This is a genomic window from Gloeothece verrucosa PCC 7822 (genome assembly GCF_000147335.1).
Classification (GTDB): domain Bacteria; phylum Cyanobacteriota; class Cyanobacteriia; order Cyanobacteriales; family Microcystaceae; genus Gloeothece; species Gloeothece verrucosa.
The window spans coordinates 2,939,988-2,966,006 of sequence record NC_014501.1; the positions used below are offsets into that span (position 1 = coordinate 2,939,988).

The 26,019-nt window shown below is 39.5% G+C and carries 18 protein-coding genes; 7 read left to right on the plus strand and 11 right to left on the minus strand.

The genetic code is table 11. The annotated features are described in order from the left end of the window. Positions 1 to 13 precede the first annotated feature (13 nt). On the plus strand, positions 14 to 613 hold the full coding sequence (locus CYAN7822_RS12880) for an ATP-dependent Clp protease proteolytic subunit (RefSeq protein WP_013322713.1): 600 nt from the start codon (positions 14 to 16) through the stop codon (positions 611 to 613). A 95-nt stretch (positions 614 to 708) separates the two neighbouring features. On the opposite strand, the gene CYAN7822_RS12885 is transcribed toward CYAN7822_RS12880, so the two are convergent. The 8 genes from CYAN7822_RS12885 to CYAN7822_RS12920 form a co-directional block, all read right to left on the minus strand. Next, positions 709 to 1,626, minus strand: a complete 918-nt coding sequence (locus CYAN7822_RS12885) for a pentapeptide repeat-containing protein (RefSeq protein WP_013322714.1) — start codon at positions 1,624 to 1,626, stop codon at positions 709 to 711. Between the two features lie 560 nt (positions 1,627 to 2,186). After that, on the minus strand, positions 2,187 to 3,086 hold the full coding sequence (locus tag CYAN7822_RS12890; protein WP_041933237.1) for a 3'(2'),5'-bisphosphate nucleotidase CysQ family protein: 900 nt from the start codon (positions 3,084 to 3,086) through the stop codon (positions 2,187 to 2,189). A gap of 161 nt (positions 3,087 to 3,247) precedes the next feature. After that, a complete protein-coding gene (locus CYAN7822_RS12895; protein WP_013322716.1) occupies positions 3,248 to 4,627 on the minus strand; it encodes an aminopeptidase P family protein in 1,380 nt (459 codons plus the stop codon). A gap of 127 nt (positions 4,628 to 4,754) precedes the next feature. Next, positions 4,755 to 5,909: a glutamate--cysteine ligase gene (gene gshA, locus CYAN7822_RS12900; RefSeq protein ID WP_013322717.1), complete on the minus strand. Its 1,155-nt coding sequence runs from the start codon at positions 5,907 to 5,909 to the stop codon at positions 4,755 to 4,757. Between the two features lie 356 nt (positions 5,910 to 6,265). Beyond that, complete coding sequence (gene ppc / locus CYAN7822_RS12905) at positions 6,266 to 9,328, minus strand: phosphoenolpyruvate carboxylase (protein WP_013322718.1); 3,063 nt, start codon at positions 9,326 to 9,328, stop codon at positions 6,266 to 6,268. Between the two features lie 175 nt (positions 9,329 to 9,503). Next, positions 9,504 to 9,695, minus strand: coding sequence for a hypothetical protein (locus CYAN7822_RS12910; protein WP_013322719.1), 192 nt, complete (start codon positions 9,693 to 9,695; stop codon positions 9,504 to 9,506). A 422-nt stretch (positions 9,696 to 10,117) separates the two neighbouring features. Continuing rightward, complete coding sequence (locus CYAN7822_RS12915) at positions 10,118 to 10,885, minus strand: ChaB family protein (protein ID WP_013322720.1); 768 nt, start codon at positions 10,883 to 10,885, stop codon at positions 10,118 to 10,120. An 11-nt stretch (positions 10,886 to 10,896) separates the two neighbouring features. Beyond that, positions 10,897 to 11,436, minus strand: a complete 540-nt coding sequence (locus CYAN7822_RS12920) for a Dps family protein (protein WP_013322721.1) — start codon at positions 11,434 to 11,436, stop codon at positions 10,897 to 10,899. Between the two features lie 881 nt (positions 11,437 to 12,317). Here CYAN7822_RS12920 and CYAN7822_RS12925 point away from each other — a divergent pair. The 3 genes from CYAN7822_RS12925 (at position 12,318) to CYAN7822_RS12935 (ending at position 17,771) form a co-directional block, all read left to right on the plus strand. Next, positions 12,318 to 13,331 carry an SDR family oxidoreductase gene (locus CYAN7822_RS12925; RefSeq protein ID WP_013322722.1) on the plus strand — a complete coding sequence of 338 codons (1,014 nt, stop codon included), beginning with the start codon at positions 12,318 to 12,320 and terminating at the stop codon, positions 13,329 to 13,331. 375 nt (positions 13,332 to 13,706) lie between these two features. Next, entirely contained in the window at positions 13,707 to 15,338 is a 1,632-nt protein-coding gene (locus tag CYAN7822_RS12930; RefSeq protein ID WP_013322724.1) for a protein kinase domain-containing protein, read from the plus strand. 228 nt (positions 15,339 to 15,566) lie between these two features. Continuing rightward, on the plus strand, positions 15,567 to 17,771 hold the full coding sequence (locus CYAN7822_RS12935) for a glycosyltransferase family 2 protein (RefSeq protein WP_013322725.1): 2,205 nt from the start codon (positions 15,567 to 15,569) through the stop codon (positions 17,769 to 17,771). Here CYAN7822_RS12935 and CYAN7822_RS12940 read toward each other — a convergent pair. Both CYAN7822_RS12940 and dnaB read right to left on the minus strand, forming a co-directional pair. Further along, positions 17,748 to 19,337, minus strand: a complete 1,590-nt coding sequence (locus CYAN7822_RS12940) for a glycosyltransferase family 39 protein (protein ID WP_013322726.1) — start codon at positions 19,335 to 19,337, stop codon at positions 17,748 to 17,750. The genes CYAN7822_RS12935 and CYAN7822_RS12940 overlap by 24 nt on opposite strands. Before the next feature lie 4 nt (positions 19,338 to 19,341). Continuing rightward, complete coding sequence (gene dnaB / locus CYAN7822_RS12945; protein WP_013322727.1) at positions 19,342 to 22,356, minus strand: replicative DNA helicase; 3,015 nt, start codon at positions 22,354 to 22,356, stop codon at positions 19,342 to 19,344. Between the two features lie 465 nt (positions 22,357 to 22,821). Between dnaB and CYAN7822_RS12950 the strand changes: the two genes are divergently transcribed. Then, positions 22,822 to 23,034 carry a helix-turn-helix domain-containing protein gene (locus CYAN7822_RS12950; protein WP_013322728.1) on the plus strand — a complete coding sequence of 71 codons (213 nt, stop codon included), beginning with the start codon at positions 22,822 to 22,824 and terminating at the stop codon, positions 23,032 to 23,034. A gap of 31 nt (positions 23,035 to 23,065) precedes the next feature. Here CYAN7822_RS12950 and CYAN7822_RS12955 read toward each other — a convergent pair whose 3' ends face one another. Continuing rightward, positions 23,066 to 24,271, minus strand: coding sequence for a reverse transcriptase-like protein (locus tag CYAN7822_RS12955; RefSeq protein WP_013322729.1), 1,206 nt, complete (start codon positions 24,269 to 24,271; stop codon positions 23,066 to 23,068). A 45-nt stretch (positions 24,272 to 24,316) separates the two neighbouring features. Here CYAN7822_RS12955 and CYAN7822_RS12960 point away from each other — a divergent pair, with 45 nt between their 5' ends. Both CYAN7822_RS12960 and truB read left to right on the plus strand, forming a co-directional pair. After that, complete coding sequence (locus CYAN7822_RS12960) at positions 24,317 to 24,988, plus strand: class I SAM-dependent methyltransferase (RefSeq protein ID WP_013322730.1); 672 nt, start codon at positions 24,317 to 24,319, stop codon at positions 24,986 to 24,988. Beyond that, positions 24,982 to 25,887: a tRNA pseudouridine(55) synthase TruB gene (truB, locus tag CYAN7822_RS12965; RefSeq protein ID WP_013322731.1), complete on the plus strand. Its 906-nt coding sequence runs from the start codon at positions 24,982 to 24,984 to the stop codon at positions 25,885 to 25,887. Before CYAN7822_RS12960 ends, truB begins: the two co-directional genes overlap by 7 nt. Positions 25,888 to 26,019: the final 132 nt, after the last annotated feature.

The window sequence follows — 26,019 nt, forward strand, 5'->3', positions numbered from 1 at the left end:
AGAAGTTTGAACTATGCCTATAGGTGTTCCTAGTGTTCCTTATCGTCTTCCGGGTAGTCAATACGAACGATGGATTGATATCTATACCCGTCTGAGTCAAGAAAGAATTATTTTCCTCGGCCAAGAAGTCACCGACGGACTGGCTAACCGTATCGTCGCTTTTTTACTCTATCTCGATTCCGAAGACCCCAATAAACCGATTTACCTGTATATCAATTCTCCTGGGGGTTCGGTGACGGCGGGGATGGCGATTTACGATACCATGCAGTACATCAAGTCCGAAGTGATTACCATTTGTGTTGGTTTAGCCGCTTCGATGGGGTCTTTCCTCTTAGCCGCCGGAACGCCAGGAAAACGGTTAGCACTTCCTCATTCGCGGATTATGATTCACCAACCGATGGGAGGAACTGGCCGCCGACAAGCTACCGATATTGAAATTGAGGCTAAAGAAATTCTGCGTATCCGTACTCAGCTTAATCAAATGCTGGCTGATCGGACCGGCAAATCCATCGAACAGATTGAAAAAGATACCGACCGAGACTATTTTATGTCTCCCTATGAAGCCAAAGAATACGGCTTAATTGATAAAGTCATCGAAGAACGGGTGGCTTAATCAATTTTAGTCATTAGGGGCGCACTTGAAAAGCGCCCATTAGTCTTGTTGCCTATTGCTTTCCCCCTTACCTTTACCCTCTACCCGACTTTTTTTTAAAATAATCCAATAGTGTCTTCATTTGAGGATGAAAAGGTCAAAATAGATTCATCAGAGTCATCACTTTCTGTTTGGGTTGGATCAGAGGATAACAAGCTAAGATTGAAAACAAATTGTTTGCGATCAATCATTTTGGGATAGTCTTGAATAATTTGAGAGCAGACTTTAATAAAACGGTTTACCCATTCCTGTGCCAACCTTAACTGAGAAACATCTAAATAGCCTTTGTGAGTGCCTACAAATTGAATTTGTGCTGATGGTTTCACCTGAAAGTGATTTAACCATTCGCTTTGTGGGCGGGCATTTTCCCAATATCTAACCGTCATCGTATTGCCTAAATAGCGATTACTGATTTGACTCAGATGATTGAACATATTTAGTAAATCTTCAACAGTTACTTTTAAATCTAGTAAAGAAGTGGAACGAGCAATATTTTTTTTGCTCTCTATTTTGTTGGGATTAAAGTTAACATCAAAGCGGGTTGTCGCATCATAAATTAGTCCCGTTAAATCTGCGCCATTCAGTTTAGAGCCATTTAAATAAGCCCCAGTTAAATTAGCATTAGTTAAATTACTTTTACTCAGATAGGCCCCAGTTAAATAGGCTTTACTTAGGTTAGCAGATTGTAGATTCGTTTTCATGAGGTAAGCTTTCATTAAATAGCTTCCTTGCAGATTGGCTTCTTGAAGATTTGCTCCCGTTAAATCAGCTTCATTAAAAAAAGCTTCACTGAGGTCTGCGCCGCTAAAATCGACTTCTCTAAGATTAGCATAACTGAAATCTGCCCCTTTAAAATTTGCTTGACTGAGATTAAATCCTCGTAAATCTACTCGTCTTAACTCAATTTTAGAGAAATTTCTTTCTCCTGCATCGTATTTATTTTTAAGGTCTATAACTGCCTGATTTTCAATCATTTATTACCTCATATTAATCATAATTTCCTAGCTTTTAATTAACTTGAGTTAATCGCTTTGATAATTACAATTTCTGTTGTGAGAAGGGAAGAGGAAACTTTTTAACAGTAGCAATTGTAGTTTACTCACAGATTAACTATAAACTCAGAAATTCAAAAGTCAGGAAGCGATAGTTTTTTTATTTCCGGAAACCGGTTAACAGAACTGTCTTACCTGTTCTCTGTTTCCTCTCTGTTGGACGTTTAATTATGCCCACTTACTTGCTTAGTTAAAAAATTCGCCAAAAATTCGAGAAAAACTTTTATACTTTTTATTCTACTATCTAGTTAACCCGATCTTTACCTGGGCTGTCTATAGTCAATCTTACTGAATTATCTGTCGTTTTAACAGTAATAACTGAAAAAAACTTATAAATTCTTAATGCTTTATGCTTGAGAATCTCTTTAAAAAAGGTTATCTAAAAAAGAAAAAGGTTCAAGGGTCAAGCTTAAAGGAACCTTGACTTTGCGCCTTTCCCCGTTCCCTTTATCCCGTTTTCGCCGAACTGAAAAAGTTCAGTCTTATTTTTTCGGCAAAGATAGCCCATCAATATCTGCCAAAATTGAGGTCGCTAACTGACATAACTCTTGATGACAAACACCATGACTAGCCATTAACCCACCCCATTGTCTGACATCGCCCTTGTTATAAATCAAAGGCTCTCCACTAAAATGAGTAAATTTTCCGCCGGCTTCGGTTAAAATTAACTCGGGAGCCGCAAAATCCCAATCTTTAGGTGCAGATTTACCCGACAGAGAAATATAAACATCAGATTGTTGCTCTAAGATGGTGGAAATTTTACAGCCCACACTCCCCACATAGTTGCGTGCTTTAAAAGGCATTCTTTCTAACAATTTTTGAAAGCGTTCATCTCGGTGGGTACGACTAGCCACTAAGTATAACTCCTCTATTTGATTCCGTTGTGAAACTTTTGAGGGTTTAATTTCCCCAGAGCGATCTTCGACAAAAGTCCCACCGCCTTTAGTGGCATAATAAATTTTATTGGCTTCAGGTATAGCGACCAAAGCCACCACAGGCCGACCTTGATAAGTTAAAGCAATATGAATGGCATATTCTCCAGTCTTATCAATAAAATCCCGAGTCCCATCAAGCGGATCTATCACCCAAACCCAATCTTGAGGCAGGGGATCAGTCCCTGTATGAGTTTCTTCACTGAGGTAGCCGTATTCTTCGGGGGCAAAAACCTCTTGAAGTTTTGCTAAAATATAATGATTTGTGGCCAGATCAGCCGCCGTTACCGGCCCATCTTTTTTATCTTCCTGTACATTCAAATTTCCATACCCCGCCTCACCCCGATAATAGGCGCGAAGAATATCTGATGCTCCCCATCCAATTGAACGAAGAACCTCGGCGATTTCTGCTAATTTTTCTGTTTGCTCAAGGTTTGTTATTGTGATCATTGACATTGCCTTCCTTAATTTAATCACTCCGCCAACGATCCCCTAATCGTTAGTAATTTTAGAGTCTATTTAGCAGAAAATGATTGATTAAAGAGATATTACAATGATTAAGTTGAAAGGTAAAGGGACTCAGACCCGCTCAAACCTTTTGTAATCGCTATTTAAGCCATTAAATTTTCAATTTCGTCAGCTTTATTCGGTAAAGAAGCCGTTAAAACCTCTGTGCCTGACTCGGTAACTAACACATCATCTTCAATGCGAATCCCTCTTACATCAGCAAACTTTGCTAGACGACTCCAATTGACCACTTGTTCATACTTAGCACGAAACTGAGGATGGTTTAAAATAGCAGGAACTTGATAAAATCCGGGTTCAATAGTCACCAACATTCCCGCCTTTAAAGGACGATTTAAACGTAAATATCCTAACCCAAAGCGCTGACTTCTAGACCTACCCGTTTCATATCCGGCTAAATCTCCCAAATCTTCCATATCATGTACATCTAACCCCAATAGATGCCCGATTCCATGAGGAAAAAAGAGGGCGTGAGCATCCATCTCCACTAAATCGGCTGGATTTCCCTTTAAAATCCCTAAATCCACTAATCCACTAGCCATCACGTAGGCGGCTAAGAGATGAATATCTTGATACTCAACCCCTGGACGAATTTTTTCGATACAAGCATCATGGGCAGCCAAAACTAGGTCATAAATATCGCGTTGCGTGGAGGAAAATTTGCCCGTGACAGGCCAAGTTCGGGTAATATCAGAAGCCCATCCCGTCTCGGTTTCAGCCCCTACATCGGCTAATAATAAATCCCCGGATTCTAGCCGATAATCATACTGTTCATTATGTAGCACTTCCCCATGAACCGTGACAATACTCCCATAAGCACACTGCATATTGTGAGCGAGAATAACGCTTTCGATGGCTCCTCTAACTTCAGCTTCAGTTTTTGAGTGGGGAGTCGCTTGCATTCCCGCCTGATGAGCTTTAACCGATACGCTGGCGGCTTTCTTTAACTCGTTTAAGGCTTCTGTATCATGAGTTAATCTGAGGCGAATGATGGCTTTTACCAACTCTAAATCTATGCCTGTAGGAGCATTAGCCGGGGCTACCTGACGCTGGAGCAATTGACATTGCTGTTGATAAGTTTTAATATCCCCCACCGCTATAGTAGCCGCCTCGGCTGTAACAACACTTAATTCTGAAAACGGATAAGCCGCATCCGCTCCTATATAAGCGGCTATTTCATCTCGGGTGGGCATTTGACCATACCATAAGGCCGATTCTGGTGATGATTCATCGACAAATAATTCTAATTTACCCTGGTAAAGACGAATCGCCGCTTTTTCTAGCGGTAAACCGGCAAAATAGAGAAAGTGGCTACTAGCGCGAAAAGGATAACGGTTAGCCGGAAAATTTCGAGAAAGAGCGGCTCCGGACCAAAGAATGACCGGATGTTCCAGTAGTTGAGCCAGTTTTTCACGTCGTTGTTTCAGGGTTGCCGAGCGGGTGAGATTATTTTCAAGAAGCTGCATCATTTATAGATTTATATTTATCTGTTCTTTCACTTAGTTTAGGGCAAGGTTCATCTGAGAATAATAATCTAAATTCATCATAATTGTAGGGGAACACTGCCCCTACTGTCAAAAGATCAAGTCTTATTTACGCCACTAAAAGCGGCTGACATAATTTATCTTCTAATTCGCTCTCCTCTTGTTCTAACTCTTGAATTCCTCGCATGAGGATAGAGCGAATATCTTGACCTTGTTCATATTGTTTTAACCATTTTTGGGCTTGATTTCCCTCTCGAAGAATTTTTTTAACAGGAGAAAGAAAACAGCTAAATCCGCGTGCCTTAGCAATGGGATAAACTTCTTGATAAATTTCTTCTATCCAATCTTTTGCCGTGATTGTTCTTCCATCTTGCCAATGTTTTAAAGTGGCTTCTAAACTTTTTTGAGCCGCCGCTTCTTCATTGTCGTTGGTAATGGCCACTAAATCTTCTGCTCGATTTGAACTGGGTAAGTGACTTCCCACCAGAGGATCTAATCTAGAATCCGAGAACAATTGAGTTAAACGAGCTTCTAATAGGGCAACCACTGCTAATAAACTAATCGGATTAGTAATTAAATCACAAATTCTCAATTCTGCACGATTGAGATTATAAGGGCGATTATCCCCATTAGGGCGTATTGATGACCACAAATGACGGACATTTTGCATTGTTCCCAATTTTAATTGCTCTTCGGTCCATTGAATAAAATGGCGATGACTCTCAAATAAAGGAACATTAGCCGGGGTTTTCGGGAACATCTGCCAACGTGTAGAATGAGAGCCGGTTATCTGCCCATCTAAAAAGGGAGAAGATGCACTTAAAGCAAGATATAGAGGGGCTTCAACTCGAATCAGGCGGCAAGCCTGCATTAAAATTTCTGGGTCACTAATGCCGATGTTAATATGAATACTGGCGGTAACAACTTTTGTTCCGTAGGTTTGCTCAATATAGGTATGATAAGGATTATTCGGATCAGAGCGGTAGAAGTGATCGCTGTGTCCTAGTGATAAGGTACTACCAGGAATCAGGGTATAATTTCCAAGCTGTTTTAAATACTGTCTTAAATGTATTCTCGGTTTGAGGGTAGCACACAGCAAACGATCGTAATTACAGATCGGAGCGGTTGTATACTCTACATTACGAGTATCGGGTTCTCTAACAAACCCATCTAAATCTCTGACTATTTGGTCTGATAAACCAATGACATCGCCAAAAGGCGTGCCGGTATACATTTCAATTTCAAACCCTTTGGATAACAGCACAGTAAGTCCTCGGTAGCTGAGTAAGTCGTGAATCAACAGATCTTAAGTTGATCTAAACACAAATCACTGTCTTTTCTCATTAACGTATGGTAAACAGGTTCATCAAGCGAGAAAGTCGAGTGAAGCTGTGTGGATCTTGATATCTATAATTCTAAAGTCAGTTAGACAGGGTTGAAATCAACCCAGTGGATGGTTAGCGACACTCCGACAAAAAATTCTAATGAAAAGGTCTGAAAGTCTTTTTTAAGGTGAGTTCGACACCCGGGTTAAGTTATGTTGGGTTAGACTTCGTCGCTGCAATTCGAGCGCGTTACCTTAACCCAACCTAGAATATCCCTTAACCGAGTCCTATTGCCTCAACCGGTATTTCTCATTCCTGCCGCAATTCCATTAATGGTTAATAGCGCTCCTCTGAGCAACTCTTCCTTAGAATAACGGAAATTAATGACTCCAGACTCAGCTTGTGCGTTGTACTGACGTAGGCGTTTGATGAGAGATACTTGCAAAAATCCTAGAGGAACAATTGTTCCATTGCGTAACTGAACAGAACGCTGTAAGGTGGGATCGCCATCTAGGAGCCGTTTATTCTCGGTAATTTCTAAGACTAAGCGGCAAGTGCGATGATATTCTTGGGCTATTTGCTCAAACAGCCGCTCAAAGCGTTCTCTATCTTCCGGTTGAGACAATTCCTTTACATAATGATAGGCAATTTGCAAATCTACCTTAGATAAGGTCATTTCCACTTTTGAGATGACCATTTTAAAGAAGGGCCATTTGAGATAAAAATAGCGCAACAGTTTCAAATGTTCTTCAGGTTCGGTGCTAATAAACTGTTCTAAAGCGGTTCCTACCCCATACCAAGCGGGTAACAGAAAACGGGTTTGAGTCCAACTAAAGACCCAAGGAATTGCGCGTAGGGTACTGAGGTCTTTTTTCCCACTTTTACGTCTAGCCGGGCGAGAACTAATTTGGAGTTGACTAATTTCTTGAATGGGGGTGACAGACATGAAGAAATCCACAAAATCCGGTTCTTCATAAATCAAGGCACGATAGGCTTTACGAGAACAACTGGCGAGTTCTTCCATGATCTCATTCCAAACCTGAATATCATCAAAGCCGCAGCCTAACAAACTCGATTGAATAACGGCAGTAACAATGGTTTCTAGGTTATAAAGGGCTAATTCAGGGAGAGAATATTTAGAAGCGAGGACTTCTCCCTGTTCAGTAATTTTAATTCTGCCATTAACCGTCGCTGTCGGTTGAGCGAGAATAGCGGCATAAGCGGGTCCACCGCCTCGTCCTACTGAACCCCCGCGTCCGTGAAACAGGCGTAAATCTAAGCCATATCTTTTAGCGACTTTTTGTAAAGCTTTTTGGGCTTTATGAATCTCCCAATTACTGCTTAAAAACCCAGAATCTTTGTTACTGTCGGAATAACCGACCATAATTTCTTGTAGGTTAGTGGGTTCTAAGAGGGGGGGTTTAAGTTCGCCCACATTTTCCCCCTGTAAAGAGGCTAAATGATCATATCCTCCTGCCAAAGTGGCGCGGTAAAGAGTCAATTCAAATAGCGCCCGCATGATTTCGGGTGCCCGTTTAAGGTCTTCTACGGTTTCAAATAGGGGTACAATGCGGATCGTGCTGGAACAAGTGGCCGGGTCATAGAGTCCGGCTTCTTGTGCCAAGAGAAGAACCTCTAAGACATCGCTGACCTCATTAGTCATACTGATAATGTAGGTATGACAGATCTCTAAACCAAATTCTTGTTGTAGCTGCCGCAACATCCTCAAGGTTTCTATCACTTCGCAGGTTTTCTCAGAAAACGGCATTTCCTGGGGAATGAGAGGACGACGAGTTTTTAATTCTTCGATTAACCAGGCGGTTCTTTCGGCTTCAGTCAGTTGGTTGTAGGGTTTAGGCAGAATTTGTAAATATTCTGCTATTTCGTTGATCGCATCTGAGTGGTTACTCGACTCTTGGCGGAAATCTAGTTGCGTGAGGTTAAACCCATAAACTTCTACCTGACAAATTAAGCTATCTAATTCTTGACAACTTAAGCCAGTGCTTTCTAGGTTACGCCGCATTAATTTGAGTTCTTCTATAAACTCTTCTTTATTTTGGTAATTGTTGGCGTTGGTTGTCTTGAACACTAAAAGGCGTTCTTCTGGGTTAGCTAGGCGGCTATTGCGGTCGCGGGTATTTTCCAGGCGTTTTTTAATATAAGCTAACTTAAGACGATAGGGTTCTTGACGGTAACGAATGGCTAACTGATTATAAACTTGTGGGATTTGTACGCGGTCTTTTTCTAGGGAGTCTAACAAATCCGGCAGGACGTTACACCAATGGAGGGAAGGACTAAGGATATTCGATAACTCATCTACCCTTTCGATATATTTTTCGATAACGACATTGCGTTGATAACAGGCCGTGGCCCAAGTCACTTCTGGTGTAACAAAGGGGTTCCCATCTCGATCGCCTCCCACCCAAGAGCCAAAATAACAGAAATTATTCTTCGGTGGGCGTAGTCTGGGGAAGGCACTTTTTAGAGTTCGTTTGAGACGAAGGGCTAATTGAGGAATTGCCTCAAAGAGGACTTCATTAAAATAGTGTAGGGAGTAGTCCACTTCATCTAACACGGTGGGTTTAAACTGGTGTAACTCATCGGTACGCCACCAGAGGCGAATTTCTTCTTTAAGCTGTTCTTTAGCTTCTTCTGCTTCCCAGGAGTTGGTTAGCCCCATTCCTCTAAAGGTTTCTTCTGCCTGGTCTAACTTTTGTAAAATATGAGCGATACGCCGTTGTTTGCGTCGAATGGTGTGGCGAACAATTTCGGTGGGATGGGCTGTAAAAACCAGGCGCACATCTAGTTGTTCGAGTAGGCGTTGAATTTGTTGAGGTGGAACATTTAATTGTTTTAAATAGGGAAATAGCCAGTGAAAAGTTCCTATTTTTTGATCATTTTGTTTTTCATCGTTCAAACTTCTTTCTAACCAATTTGCTCCAAATGCCGAGGAGAATATACTGGTTTGCTCGCCGTTAATGCCATTTTTGGCACTGGACTCTCCTTCATTGTAGGTGGCCCGTCGTGAGAGTTGTTGGTCTCGTTGTTCGTAGTGTTGTTCAACAATATTAATGAGTTGGAAATAGAGAGCAAAAGCGCGAGACGTTCTTACTGCTTCATTGAGGTCGAGTTTTTCAATCAATTGGGTAATGGAGTCTTCTAACGCTTTTTGGGCTTGTCCTTGTTCAGAACAAATTGCACGCAGTTTTATGAGCAGATCCACCAAATCTTGCCCGCATTCTGCCTTTAGCACGGCTTCCCATAAATCTTCGACTAATTTTAGTCTAGCTTGTAAAAATAAGTCTGATGTGGAGAAGAATTGTAATGGGGTTGTGGGGACTTGAACTAGCGAACTCATAGAAACCTCAATGGAGCTTCTGACCATTTTACTATTTTACTAATAATCAAAAATCTGAGCCGTTTTTAAGGACACAGACATGGATTCCGTTTTGTTGATTTAAATTTTGCCCCTTCGGCAAACTCAGTGGGGTGCGGAACGCGTTCCGCACGACAAACCTTGAAGGGTGGGGGCTTCATTCTTGCTTTTGTTGTTCTTCGGGAATATTGAGGATAGGAAGACGCGAACCTCGGAATATTTCTTCGGATGTTTGCCCCAGTTCAATTAATCCTTCTATAATTGACTGAAAAGCTATCAAAAATAGTAAAAATGGGCTAGTTAGTAAACTTAACCAGAGGGTAGGACTACCGTTAGATGGACGGGACATAAATTTTTTAGGAGTTAATGATTAACTTTTAACTTATCTCTAGTAAATCATAAAATTCAACTAAGAAAGAGAGGGTTATGACATTAGTCCTCTCTATACTGGCAAGGCTGTTAAACATTTAGCTGCCCTCATTCTGGCAACCCATGACAGCAGTCGCACTTGATGATGCGTAGCTCTCAAAAAGGGTTGGCAGTGGTGGCCGATTCCATCTAGGGTGTCTCCTTAACGGATTAGTTTTACAATACTGGAAAAATCAGGGTTATGTCAGTCCCAAAAGCCGCCTCAATTAACCGTGTTAGCCCTTGTTCAAAGTGGAAACAAGTAGAAAAAAGTAGAATTAGTTGCCTTTACCAGTGACCCTAATCAAAAATAGAGGACTAGCTATCTAGTCCCCTATGGATCAAGCTGTTTTAGTAGAGTATTTAGGCTTCAACTTTAACCTTAGACCAAACCCCGTTTTCATCTTCACCATATTTTTGATGAATGGCTGAAATGGCGGCTTGTTCGGCTTTAGCTTCATCATTAGCCTCATCAAAGGCTTTATTGTACTCTTCAATAAAGGTTTGTTGAGCTTCCTGGGATAGATGAGCGCGAATTTCAGGAGATAAATCTTCAGGACTATTACAGCGACCAGCACAAGGGCGAGATAATGCTTGATTTAAGACATGAACTTCTTCCCCTCCTGCACTTTCCATTAACAGACTATATTCTCCAGATTGATCGCTAGGCACTTCTACCATAACCAAATATTCTCCGGCTTGTAAGCGGGTTTGATAGACCGCCGCTTTGTCTTCTGGCATTCCTAATGTTCCTAAAAACGAAGCGAGTCCGGCTCCGGCACTACCGGCGATCGCTCCGGTGGCGGCTCCGAGTAAAAGAGCGCTGATGGGCCCTGCCGCTACCACTGTCCCAACAAAGGGAATAAATAAAACACCAACGCCAGTAAACAAGCTTAATAAAGACCCAAATAAAGATCCGAAAATTGCCCCTGAACGCAATCCCCCAAAAATCAAGTCTCTTTTGCTAATAAATCCAGCAATACGAGTTTGAGACTCGAAATTTTTGCCCATTACTGAAATATGCTCTCGATCAATGCCACGATCTAACAAGCGACGAACCACTTGTTCGACTTGTTCTTGGCTCTTATATACGGCGGTAACTGTGCCAAGTTGTTGATTATTTTCTGCCATAAATATCTCCTTTAATTGACACCGGCAGGAGTTTTTGCAGCATTTTCTCTTTGACCACTGGGTTTAAGGTCTTCTCCTTCTATAAAGGAACGAAGCATCCAAGCCATTTCCTCATGTTGTTCCATTAAACCGGTTAAAAAGTCGGCTGTTCCTGCATCATGCAGTTGTTCGGCACATTGATCGATATGTTCTCGAAGATTGCGAATAATTTGCTCGTGGTCTTGCACTAAACGAGCAACCATTTCGGTGGCTAAAGGTAAATCGCCGGCGTGTTCTTGGATACTTGATAAATTCAAAAATTCTTGGGCTGTTCCTGCCGGATAGCCCCCTAATGTGCGAACTCTTTCAGCACAGGCATCAATATTTTCGGTTAAAGTTTGATAATGTTCTTCCCAAAGTTGATGGAGCGAGCGAAACTGAGGTCCGACTACATCCCAATGATATTTTTTGGTTTTGATGAGCAGTAAATAGAAATCTGCCAAATCTTGATTTAAAAGATTTATGACTCCTTGGCGTTGTTCGTCTGTTAATCCTATGTTTACTTTAGTCATAATTACTCGAGAATTTTATATCGACAATATTTTCTATATAAAACTTTAGGAAAGGCGAATAAATCCATCAACGGGAGGAATTGGTAAATTTTCTCCCTTAGTCTAACTTTCGATAGACAACTCATCAGCTAATTAAAATTAATTGAAAACTCAAATATCTTTTAATTAAAGGTTTTTTTTCCTGAATTTATCACTGGCTTTAGCCGTTAAATTGATTTTTTTTTATTTACCTCTAAAGAAAGAGGCTTTTTTTGAAAAAAAATTATAATGTGGTAAACTAGAGATTAAACTCAAATTGAAATTAAAAATATCAACAATATTTTTAATTTAGGTTTTAAAAGGTTTAATCACGACAAAAACGGCCAAAGCTTGGCCGGGCTAATTCTGAGTTGAACATTGGTTGATGTAAAATTGATTGCCTAGAGTTCTTGATGGACAAACTCTGGGCAGTTTTAGTTAAACCTCGCCCTTCGGTTGACCCCTCAAGACCCCTTAATGCCTTCGGGTTTGGCCTGTTTGAGTACAACTGCTGTAGACTCAGATCTTGCACCTGTGTCTAATGGTATTAGTGAGGGTAGGGGGTAGGGGGTAGGGGGTGGGGTGTAGTGGAAGATTGGGCGAAAAAATAATAAAAAGAAAGAGTATTAATCATATAAATTCGAACAATGTTTTAATAATTGTAAAATCTCTTTAATTTACCTATTCCCTACACCCTACACCCCACCCTTTACACCCTATCTCAATAAAGAAATCGGCTGGTGCAAGATCTGAGTAGAAAACTTATACATCCTAGACTCTTTCTGATGATAGACGAACAACCTAGATAGCATCGATAAGTTGTAGGCATAGGTCTGATCAGTTATTAGAGGGAAGAATCAAGAATGCAACTTTTACCCATTAATCAGCAAACTGTAGCCATTGTTGGCGCTTCTAGCGGCATTGGCCGAGAAACGGCTCTCTCTTTTGCCAAAAGGGGCGCTAAGGTGGTGGTTGCCGCTCGTTCTCAATCGGGTTTAGACTCGTTAGTCAAGGAAATTGAAAGTTTTGGCGGTCAAGCCACTGCTATTAGAGCAGATGTATTAGATTTTCAACAAGTCAAAGCGATTGCAGACAAAGCCATTGAACAATACGGACGACTCGATACATGGGTTCACTGTGCGGCGGTTGCTCTCTATGCGGCGTTTGAACAAACCACTCCCGAAGAATTTAAGCGAGTGATTGATGTCAATTTGATGGGACAAGTCTATGGCGCAATGGTGGCTTTACCTCATTTAAGACGATCAGGAGGTGGGGCATTAATTCATATCTCTTCGGTTTTAGGCAAACGGAGTTTTCCTCTTCAAAGTGCCTATTGTGCGGCTAAACATGGGATCAATGGATTTTTAGAATCTTTGCGGGTTGAGTTAATGCACGAAGGCGTTCCCATTAGTGTGACCGAAATACAACCGACTTCGATTAATACGCCGTTTTTTACCAAAGCAAGGACGAAAATCGGGGTTAAACCGATGGGCGCTCCCCCAATTTATGAACCGAGTCTTGTGGCTGAGGCAATTATTTATGCGGCATCCCATCCTACCCGTGAAATGCCGGTGGGAGATGCGGCTAGGATACTGCTAACCTCACAAAGACTGTCTCCAGAATTGGTGGATGCTTTTTTGGTGAGTGCTGGATTTGATGCTCAGCGTACCTCTGAACCAAAAACCGAAAATGATCTTAATAGTTTTGATGAAGCCATTCCGGATTTTAATCGCGTGGAGGGAGATTTTAGCAATCAATCCTTGTCAGTGAGTGTTTCTGATTGGTTGGATACTCACCCACTAGCCAAATGGGGGGCATTAGCCGGAACTTTGGGGCTTGTTTTCCTAGCCGGGCAAGCGTTCAAAATCATGGACTGAGTTAGTATTATTAATTAGAGGCGTTACCGACAACGTCTCTACCATCTGATCGTTAGCGATGCTTCTAATGAGAAACAATTTTTTGAGTAACTATTTTAATGGGTAATTTAAATATATCGGCGGCGTGATATTTCTCAGAAATATTAATCCCTAGAGCAGATTTAATCAGGTACAACAGATAAAGAAACCCTAGAACAAATAGTAAGCGATAGGTAAATCTAAAATAATTTATCTTCATGATAAAATTTAGCAAATTCGTCTCATTTTTCTTATCATCTCAATGAGTTATGATCTTACGGTGACAAAGCGATGACGAACCTGAGACTGTTAGAATAAAGAGCATTGTTCTAGGACTCTTCCTGATCGTGAACCCTCATGAGTCTCTGTATCAACCCGGGATGCTCAAAGCCTGAAAATCCAGACCCTTGCAAATTTTGCCAAGCCTGCGGCTCGGAATTAGTGCTGCTAGGACGTTATCGAGTAACCCGTTTACTCAGTAATAAAGGGGGTTTTGGCTATACTTACGAAGTGATGGATCATGATACCTCAAAAGTCTTAAAAGTGTTAATTAACGACCATCCCCATGCCCTAGAACTATTTGAGCAAGAAGCAGAGGTTTTATGCACTCTATCCCATCCAGGAATTCCCAAGGGAGAAGGGCATTTTAAATACTTTATTCGCAATAACCCCACTCCCCTACACTGTCTATTGATGGAAAAAATTGAGGGAATAGATTTAGAAGACTATCAGAGAAAACATGATTTCCATCCGATTAATCAGGAATTAGCTTTAGAATGGTTATCCCAGATCGCTAGTATTCTTCATGAAGTTCATCGCCGCCATTTTTTTCATCGAGATATTAAGCCTTCTAATATTATTTTAAAACCCGATGGACAGTTAAGCTTAATTGATTTTGGAGCCGCCCGTCAAGTCACCGGTACGATTATCAGTGGCGGACAAAATACAGGCATTTATACCGTCGGTTATGCTCCCCCAGAACAAGAGAGGGGTTATGCTGTTCCCCAATCAGATTTTTATGCTTTGGGTCGAACATTTGTTTATTTATTAACGGGTAAAGAACCTAATGATGCCGCGATTTATGATTATCATAACAATGAATTAAATTGGCGTAAATTAGCTCCTAATATCAATAAAAAGTTGGCAGATTTTATTGATGAATTGATGGCGAATAAAGTCATTGAACGTCCGACTGATACCAGCGTTATTTTACAAAAAATTAACAGACTCAAACAAGACTTATTACAACCTTCTACTCCTCCTTCACCTCCTACCGTTTCTCAAAATAAGACGATCACACAAAAAAAAGCGAAGGGAGCGACTCCTGTTAAAGCGTCTCCTAAGCTTACTATGATGGAATATGGAGGGTTTTGGCTACGCTTTCAGTCCGCGATGATTGATGAAATCATTGTTATGAGTTTAGCGGCTTTCGTGGCAGGATATTTAAGCTATAAATTAGAAACACTAGGACTGTTAGACCGATGGGGAATTCATTGGAGCGGCACAATTAAAGAGTTAATTATTGCCTCATCCATAGCCAGTGCTTTAGGAACTACTATTCTCGGATTAATTTTAATCCTATTGGGAATTCTGGTGATGAGTTTTACTCCTGAATATTTGAGTAAATTTATTCCTGTTTTTCTTAATACAAAAAATTTTTTAGATTTTTTCTTCTTGCTGAAAACCCATTTTATTTGGCTGGTTCCGATTCTATTAGGATCTATAATTAAATGGCTTTATTATCTTGTATTAGAGTGGCTTTTTCAAGGTACTTTTGGTAAATTATTCTTTGGTTTGCAAGTCAGAAATTTACAGAATAAACGGCTATCTTTGAGACAAATAAATAGAAGATATTGGAGTAAAATTTTATCGTCTATGCCTTTATATTTGGGTTTTATGTTAGCTGGATGGACACCCAGAAAACGAGCATTACATGATTGGATGGCTGGTTCTATCGTAGTAAAAAAAAGCATCAAGACGGGTGAATAATGGGCAAGAGAAAAGAGGGTTTACCGTGAATTTTATTGATTCCAGGTACTGACTTATTTAAACCCCACTCCGAACCTAGAAGTCGCGAGGCGAGGTATGGAGAGGTCTTGAGGGTTCAGCTAGGTAAGATGACTCAAGAGTTGACAACTGGGTCGTTAAGCAATAGTTAGTCGAAACTTTGTGCTAAGATTGTTTCCATCTCATTACTAATGTATTTATCCTAAAATTATGATAATTTTTTATCTTATTAAAAAGTTTAGTGAAAAAGGGTTAACGTTTCTGACAAAATTTAAATTAAAAGCTGCTATTTTGGGAGTGCTGTTAATCGGTGGTTTGGCAAGCAGCCTGGGAATAGAGGCGTTTTTAGAAACAAGAAACATTACTCATTTTTTCGGGCTTGAAGTCATGGAGTGGACTAATTTATATCGCTTGTGGCTCCCCACTTTTATGAGTGCAATTATTGCCCAAATTATCATGAAGATATCTCCTGAGCCTAAATCTTGGTCACGGGCATTAATTATTATAATTTTATTAGGGATTACAGGGCGTTATCTTGTCTGGCGAGCCACATCAACGCTCAATTTAGCAACGCCTTTAGATGGAGTATTCAGTATAGTAATTTATGGAATTGAACTGTTTTTTATTTTTAGTCTTACGGTGCAACTCTGTCTCAGTTTAAAAATCAAAGATCATAGTGCGGAACTCGTTCCGCACCCCAGTCCAGTGTTAGGGAAAAATACTGAATTTACTCCGTTAGTTGATATCTTTATTGTCACCTATAATGAACCCTCTTTTTTTATTCGGCGAACAGTTGTCGGTTGTCAAGCTTTAGACTACCCTCATAAAAATGTCTATGTTCTCGATGACGGAAATCGACCAGAAATTAAAGCACTGGCCCGCGAATTAGGTTGTGATTATATTACTCGATTGGATAATAGATATGCTAAAGCCGGAAATTTAAATAATGCTTTAGTTCAAACTACGGGAAAATTAATTGCTGTATTTGATGCAGATTTTGTTCCTACCAAAAATTTTCTTCGGCGAACAGTTGGCTTTTTTCAAGATGAAAAAATGGGATTAGTACAGACTAATCAAAGCTTTTATAATGCTGATCCTGTTGCCAAAAATTTAGGGGTAGAAAACATTTTACCTGAAGAACTCGAAAATTTTTATCGATATTATCAACGCCTGAGAAATACGGTAGGAGCAACAATTTGTAATGGTAGTTCTTTTGTGGTGAGAAGAAGCCATCTTGAAGAAATTGGGGGTTTTGTAACTGAGTCTGTCAGTGAAGATTATTTTACGGGAATTCGTTTAACGGCTAAAGGATATCGATTAATCTATTTAAATGAAAAACTAAGTGCAGGGTTAGCGGCTGAAAATATGAGTTGTTATATGATACAGCGTTTGCGATGGTGTCGTGGCACACTTCAAGCCTTTTTCGTTAATTCTAATCCTTTGACTATTCCAGGATTATTGCCTATACAAAGATTAGCTAATTTGGAGGGAATTTTATTTTGGTTAACTCCTATTCCTCGTTTGATCCTGCTTATTACTCCTTTCCTTTTTTTCGTTTTTAACCTTGAGCCTTATCAAGTTAGTTCTTCGGATTTTATCTACTTCTTTATGCCTTATTATATTTTAAATATTCTCACTTTTGCTTGGTTAAATTACCACGCTCGCTCTGCCTTAATTTCTGATATTTATTCAGTGAGTCAGTGTGTTCCTGCTTCTATTAAAGCCATAGAAGTGTTGCTGAATCCTTTTTCTGAAAGATTTAAAGTTACCCCTAAAGGAATTTCTCAAAAAGATTTTATATTTAACGCTAAGTTGGCGACACCAATTTTAATTTTATTGGGAATTAACCTGATTAGCTTTGTGAATAATTTTAATATATTTTTTCAGCCAAAACTAGGAATAAATGCTTTGCTCAATCAACAATTCATCAATAGTAATATTTTGCTTTTTATTTTGACCATATATAATTTAATCGTGCTTGCTGTTAGCATATTAATTATGATCGATGCACCTCAGCCAGATGTTTATCCATCGTTCGATTTGCAAAAAGCGGTTAAAGTTTATAGTGATGAGAATGTGATCACAGGGATAACAAGACGAATTTCTGAAGTAGCGGCAGAAATTGAACTCCCTCAATTGTTAAAAAAAGATACATTAATTGAAATGGAAATTCTTGAAAATAAATTGAAGCTAAAAGCAAGAGTTAAAGAGACGGTGTTAAATAAAAACTCTTGTCAAACTCGAGTAGAATGGGAACAAGTTAGTTTAAATGACTATCGAAATATAGTTGAGATGTTATTCTGTACTCCCAACCAGTGGAAGCTGATTAAAACTCCAGGAGAACTAAATTGTCTTTGGTTACTTGTACGAGTTTTGTTCAAACCGAAATTTTTATTTAAAAGGCGTAAGTCCTAAAAACTTAACCTTCCATAACCAAAGATGGTTGTCGCCTAATACAAATTCAAGCTTTACCCCTGCGGATTTTTCTAATTTTTCGCTCAACTGTTCAGAAGGACTGAGTAAAAATATATTTCTATATCCCTTGGGGATAATATATGTTTTTTCATCCGATAATAATTGAAACTTTGCCTCGGGTTTGAGCAGATAGCTTAAAGCGATTAAATTTCCTGGATTATAACTGCTTTGATTTCCCACTAAAAGAGGATTTGAAGATTGATTAATGATGTTTGCGACTTGAGGAAGACTATAACTAATTACTTTCATCCATGAGGTATTAGACTGAGCGTTAACTGCACAGGAAATGATCCCGGCAGAGAAAACTATTGTTGCCATCACCGGCCAAATTTTTCTCTTTTGATGCGCTAGAGTGGTTAATAAATAAGCAACTGTTAATAAAATTCCTAACCAGGAGAAAAATAAATAGCGAGAAGACAGCGAGCGTACTCCTCCCCAGAGTAAGTCAGGGAGCAATAGAGATAAAATTGGAACAGAGATTAAAGTAAAAATAAACCCCCAAATTTTGACTGATGTTGTTCGATAAAGAATCCATAATCCCCATCCCACCACGATTAAAATTATCCCCATAACAACCCAGATTAAAGGATTTTCAAATTCTCCCCCCAAGTCAACAAAAATGCGACTGATATTTAGTCCTAAAAACTCGAATAAAAGTCGAGAAGGAATTTTGATAAATTTCATCCAAAGATTAGCACTCTGATACTTTTCATAATTAGTGATCAATACAATGATCCAAGGCAAGAAAATTAACCCAGATGCTATCACACTAATTAAATAACTGATGCCTGTCTGTGTGAGGCGAATGGGTTCGCGAATGAGCAGATATAGTCCCTGAATGAGGATTAATAAAAGGGTAGTTAGAGAAGTATATAATCCCATAATTAACGTGAGGGTATACAGTCCCCAAGACAGGATAGTATGGGAAGTAGAAGAAGTTAAGCGGATGGCTCTCAAGAATGCGCCGCTAGATACTAAAATAATGACAATCAAGAGACTATATTCACGAGCCTCTTGAGCATAAAGAACGAATAAAGGAGAAATAGCCAGAAGGCATACGGCAACCTCTCCGACACTTTGAGAAGAAAATAGCTCTAAACATAGCCAATAAATTGCCGGCAAAGCCAGTAAGCTTAAACAAGCTGATAAGCTTCTAATGGTAGTGATAGAATTCCCAAATTGCTGAACCCAAAAACGACAGATAATATAATAGAAAGGGGGATGATGAGGGTCATCAATGGCTAGACTTTTTAAGGTATCATATAAACCTTTTTGGGGAGTTAGGCGTTGATATTTTTGTAGGTTTTCAATGCTCTGTATTTGTCCATTAAATAAAACGGGTTGCCATTCATTATAAGTATATCCAGCAATATGTAATTTCGTGTATACTTCATCATGCCAATAAACTTTTTTATCTAAATTGACAAAGCGGAAAAAAATCCCTAGCGTTAGGATGATTAATATTAGTCCATAATTCCAAAATTTGTGATCCAGTTTATTCGTCATCTATTTAATAATTTGAACGGCTTTGCTGGAGATTGAGAAATTGAGTAAATTCGGGTTTAAATAAAAGTTTAACTTGTCCTGTCGGGCCATTTCTATGTTTAGCAATAATTACTTCAGCTACGCCGCGATCATGACTATCAGGATGATAATATTCATCTCGGTATAACATAATGATTAAATCAGCGTCTTGTTCTATACTATTATGAACAATAATATTATTAGCTATAAAGTTATGGAGACGAGAAACTGTTAAATCGTAAACTTCGGTTTCTCCATCAGCTTCAAGAAAAATAACCTTATCCCAGTAAACATCACTATTAGCTAAATTTTCTGCTGTTAATTGCCCAATTTGGGCGGCTTGATTCGCTCTTTTACGGCTTAGATTTTCTTGAGCAAGTGTTGTTCCAGATAAAGCCAGTTCAGGGTCACTCACGCTTTGTAAGGAAAGACTAGATAAGTATCGAGGTAAAGCAATATGATCATTAATTTTTAATTCATCTAATCGCTTCCAGCCGCCAATCGTTAAAAACTGATGATTAGCTGTTGCTTTGATACTACGGCCAAGAGCAGTTGTTAAACGAAAAACAGGTTTAATTCCTGTACAAAAAGCTTTACTGACCATTGCTTTTTCTAATTTCATCGTGCTTTCATTGAGTGCCCAAACAGCAAATCCTGACTGACCTACTAAATTCCGCATCGGCACACGAACGCGCCTATCAGCTAATGCGATCAAACTATCACCACTCAAACAGCCTGATTCTCTTAAATCCGACATCATAGGGCGTTTATTTGTCCGCGCTTCCACCGCACGACTCAATTGAGATAGGGCAATAACTGGGGCATTAACTTCTCTGGCTAAAACTTTAAGAGAACGAGTAATTCTCGATAATTCTTGAACTCGGTTATCAGTGCCGCCCTCCATTAATTGTAAATAATCTAAAAGAATTAAGCCTAATTCTCCCTTTTGTTCCGATTGTAATCGCCGAATTTGAGAGCGCATTTGAGCAACAGATATATTCCCTTGATCATTAATATAAATGGGCAAACTCGAGATCAACCCTAGTGCCCTAGCCAGCTTTTCATATTCATTTTGCCCAAATCTTCCGGCGCGTAAACGGTTGCTATCAATTTGGGCTTCACTGGCTAATAATCTTTGGGCTAATTGCTCTTTCGACATTTCAAGACTAAAAATTACAACACCTTTTTGTTCTTTAGCAATATTATGGGCAATGTTTAGAGCAAAGCTTGTATTATGAACACAAATATCATTGGCGATAAAATTATGAGTTTTGGGAATCGTTAAATCATAAACTTGTTGTTCCCCTATGTATTCAATACTGACAATTTCATCCCAATATACGGCTAACTGTTGCAAGGGAAGGTTATCTAAATTCCAGCTTTCCTTGTCTTGGACTTCAGCTAGGGTTTGCCAAATGTTTGCAGGCATTAAATGCCGATTAGTTTTATTTCTGGGTTGAGCTAAAGCTTCTTGAACTTTTTGCTGGGGGCTTTCTTGGCCGAAAATTCCTATTTCTTCAATAAAAGTTTTGATAGACTGAGCATCAGTAATATCTAGCTGAAAAGCCATTTTTTCAGTTTCTTTATCTTTAATTTTACGCCGTTTTAAAGCGGCTATTATGCCAAACCTTAACAGGAGATGTTGTATTTGTCTAGCTAATCGTTCGCTAAGGGTACAGTAGCCTATTTGGAATTGACCGGTTTTAAGAACAGTTGCCCCAGCATTGGTAGCAAAAAGACGATTTAAAAATAGAGAGATTAATGAACGTTTTAATTTAAATATAATGGAAGGAATCGTTTTTGTTTGAGTATTTTTTCCAAAAAAAACTATTTTTTTTAACCCTATATTATCTGTTTTATTGTCATTTTTTCTGAAAAATGAAAGCTCATCTTTATTACCTGTAAATTGACTAGCCGCGCTCTTAAAATCTTCTTGAAAAAGTCCATTTTCATGAGTAAACTGTGGATAAAAACCGGTTAAACTACTATCGCCGAGCAAATAAGCTAATACCTTAATCTGATAATCCGGCAAGTTTTGGCGACCAAATAGATTAAGTTGACGAGGAACGGCAATTTTTACCCCGGGTTTAAGCGTTGATAACTGTCGCCATCCGTCAAGGGTCAGATAAGGATGAGTAATCGTCGTCTCAATAGATCGGCCCAGTTTAGTTGTTAAACGGAATACCGGCTTAATCCCATCGTCAATAAAATTTGAAGGTTCAGTTAACTCGAATTCCCAGTTATCTTGTAATGTTAATAATTTTCCTTGACGACGATGATAAATCTCTTCAATTGTTGCTATACTTCCATCTTCTAAAACGATTTCACTGGCGGCACTTAAGCATTTTCCCATTGACGGTCTTCCTGCTACGATAATTAAATCGGAACGTTGAAAGCCGCTAGTCATGGCATCTAAATCATAAAATCCTGATGAAATTCCCGGCAGTAACAATTTTTGCTGCATCTTTTCCATTTCTGTAAAAGCATTCATCAAGGGTTGAGCAATCTGAACTAAACCTTCTTGAGGGCGCTTTTGAGTCAGATTAAAAATTTTCTTTTCTGACTCTTCAAAAACTGTTTCTAACTCAGTGGTGGTATCGTGGCCTAAAGTGACAATATCTTGACCGGCATTAATTAACTGACGACGTAAATATTTATCAATAATAATGGCTGCATAGCGATCAATATTAGCCGCCGATACCGTGCGTTCAATTAATTGGGCTAACCGATTCACCCCCCCCACTTTTTCTAATAAATGTTGGTCTTCTAAATAGGCGGATACAGTCATTAAATCGGTGGGTTTCCCTTGTTGGTGGAGAGTTAGGGCGGCTTGATAAATGTCGCCGTGAGCTTGAGCATAAAAGACTTCAGCACTAAGAAGGTCCGCCACTCGACTGATCGCTCTGGGATCAAATAAAATCCCTCCTAAAATCAGTTCTTCTGCTTCAACATTTTGTGGGGGTAAGGAATGGTCTGAAATTTGCGACTTATATTCTACCATATTGATGACTTATCTCTAGTGCGGAGCCTCTGTTCTAGCTCACCTTAGCACAAAAGTATTATGCTTTGTCTGATTATACTAAAGAAATTGGCTCTATATAGGAGTCCTCCTGCATTTGTGAGTGGTTAAAACCCGATTTTACTCTTTCTTCCTTTCGATTGATTAAATTTACTGAGCATATCATTTATGATGACTATAGATCGGGGAAAGTGCCCTAACCATAGCCAAAGAATAAAGCTGTGATAGCTTCTTGTGAATAATTATTTAGCAACTAAGAAAATATTAAATTTTTCACCTTGATGCTCTTTTTCAAGTATAGATGGCTTTTTTAAGTCTATAAAAGAGGCTTATTTATCCCAATAGAGAATAACAAAAGTGCAGCTTATCTTGGTAATATAAAAGTAATGAAATCCTCGATTTAATGACTAATATTAGTCAATTTCTTTCAATTGTTTCAGCAAAAATATGGGATTAATAAGATTACGTGTGAGGGAACTAGCGGCAGAAAGGGGATGGACCCTCAAAGAAGTAGCAGAACGTTCGGGAGTTGTTTATAGTACATTAAGAACCTATGCCCGCTCACCAGGGTTAGCCACAGTTGACTATACCGCTTTAGATAAATTAGCACGTACCTTTGATGTAATGATTGAAGATATCGTAGAGATCGTTGAATACTAATGACCAACCAGCAATCACCAATGACACCAAATTATCCTTGTCCACTAGACATTTGCTCGGCGATCGCTTTAAGCATGAGATTCACTAGCTCACCACTTTTAACTAACTCTTGCACTAAAAGAGTTTTTTCTTCTAAAGATAGATTACGAACCAACTCAACAATGTGCATCACTTTGGCATCGGAGGGCAAAGTATCCTTACTGTAGTCTCCTATTAAAGTAATCAAGGAAGGCTCAGGTTTATTGAGGGTGGAATCAGCCGGCACGGCTTGGGGTTGGGGACTTGTTCCCGACTCATCCATCGGTGGTAAGTCTTCATCTTCTTCAGTTTCCTCAGTAAAGGGAAAAATTAAATCTGGTGTTTCCGTTATTTCTAAAGAGTCAGATTTAGGGGAAGAGATAAAAGGATTAACCGGTTCAAAAGCCGGGCTTTCCAAGTCAGAATTAACCAGGAGTTCTCCTTCCCAAGGTAATTTTTCTTCCTCTTGTTTTGGCTCTTTATTATCTGTATCAATTTGCACTTTACGGATGGCCATATCGGGAGATAAACCCCGAAGATACCAACGATATATCTCGGTTAAATGGTCATCTTGTCCATCCCAATAAAGAGCAATTTCATCTCGAATACTATTGGGAACTAATTGTCGTAATTGAGCTAAGGATTTTGAACTAAAATCATCATCTTCGGGGGTTAGATTTTTATAATCCTCGTCCCTAGCATTAGAGCCTAATTTGATCAGCCGCGTTACATTGGGAGTAATGCTTGCGGCTTTTGATGAGGTGGTGTTGGAGGGAGACTCTCTACCTAAAGCTTCGGCAATACAACGATTAACGGCGGTAATAGCGGAACGATTTTGTTCAGGGGCGATTAACTCGAAAGAGATTTTTTCAAAGCGATTGATAAGTTTTATAACTTGCTCATGTAATCTCTGAATTGGCGGCTCTTGGGCCTTGGCTAAGCCTTTGATCTGATAAAAAATTGCTTGACTATCTCCCTTAATTTCTAACTTGCGAATGCCGAGTTTTTGAGCTTTTTGCAGTCCGATAATCAAACCTTGATAGTCGGCTTCTTCCTGAGTTGCTTTAGAGAGAAATTGACTAACAGTGTAGCGTCTGCCATTAGGCATCAGAAGCACCGCCGCCGCCGCTCCTGCTGTGGCTTTACTGACAGTAGTTCCATCAAATAACATAATAGGAGTATCAATCACTTGTATTGGTATGTTGGTTGACTCGGACATTTTCAATTTAAGGCTACTATAAAACGCTTAAACAGGAGACAGGGAATGCAGCGAATCCTAGAACCCGAAGTTATGGATACCCAGGAAGAAGCTCTTGAGTATGACGCAATGGACTTTACAGAAGTTAATAATGCCTTTGCTCAACGAGCTATGGAACTTGCTCCTAATATAGCTAAAGTTTTAGATGCTGGTACAGGAACAGCCCGGATTCCTATTTTAATATGTCAACAACGCCCAGGTTGGCAAGTGGTGGCTATAGATTTAGCCCAGTCGATGTTAGATATCGGGCGCAAAAATATAGAACAAGCCAATTTAACCGAACGCATTCAGTTAGAATTAGTAGACTCTAAACAAATGCCCTATCCGGATCATTATTTTGATGTGGTCTTATCTAACAGCTTAATCCATCATTTAGCCGATCCGTTACCTTTTTTACTCTCAGTAAAGCGAGTTTTAAAACCCGGGGGTGCAATTTTGCTTCGAGACTTGCTTCGTCCCCCAACCCAGACAATGATCAACCAGATGGTAGAAGCAATCGGACCAGAGTATTCTCAGCATCAAAAACAACTGTTTCATGATTCCCTACAAGCGGCTTTTACTCTAGAAGAAATTCAACAGTTAATCGCTCGCTCCGGTTTAGAAGGATTATCTTTATATCAGTCCTCTGAGCGACATTGGACAGCAGAAAGACACTCAAAAGTTAACTCATTATGTTAGGTTTTCTCAATCTGAACAAACCCGCCGGTTGGACTTCTCATGATTGTGTGGCTAAAATTCGGCGACTGTTAAAAATTAAACGAGTGGGCCATGGGGGAACGCTTGATCCAGCCGCTACTGGAGTGCTTCCCATTGCCGTAGGAAAAGCGACTCGTTTATTACCCTTTTTACCAGATAAAAAAGCTTATCGGGCCCGCATTCGTTTTGGAGTTATCACCACTACCGATGATTTGCAAGGAGAAATTATACAAACTTGTCCTTGTAGCCATTTAACTTTAGAAGAAATTCTACTCCTATTGCCTCAGTTTATTGGCACCATTGAACAAATTCCTCCCGCTTATAGTGCTATTTCTGTTGGTGGAAAACGTTTGTATAAATTAGCCCGTCAAGGAGAACAAGTCGAGGTTCCTACTCGTAGGGTTGAAATTGACCAAATCGATAATTGGGTTTGGTACCCTGGAGAATATCCGGAATTAGAAATAGATATTAGTTGTGGACCAGGGACTTACATCCGTTCGCTGGCTCGGGATTTGGGAAATTTGCTCGCTGTGGGCGGAACTTTAGCCGCTTTAACACGCACTTTATCTTGTGGCATGAATTTAGTTAATTCTTTATCCTTACAAGAAATTGAGGCCCTACAAAATCAAGGACAATTATCTGTGATCCCTCCCCAGACGGCTCTTAAGCATTTGTTAACTATTACTTTGTCTGAGCAAGCCGCTCAACGTTGGTGTCAAGGACAAGCCGTTAATTTATCTGATCAAATAAATTTATCCTCATCTGACAAGGTTCAAGTGGTTCAAGATGAACAAAAATTTTTAGGAATTGGTGAAGTGAAGAGTGTTAAGAATTCTTCTTATGCAGAACCAGCAATAATCCCTAAAGTCGTACTACACTAGGAAAATCAGAGACAATTCATATTGATTCCCCATCTTAATATTTCAAAGCCAACTCCTAATGCTGAACCCCCGATGAACACTCAGACCAGAGTTCTATTGCTTGGAAAGGATCACAAGAGTTTCCATTACTTA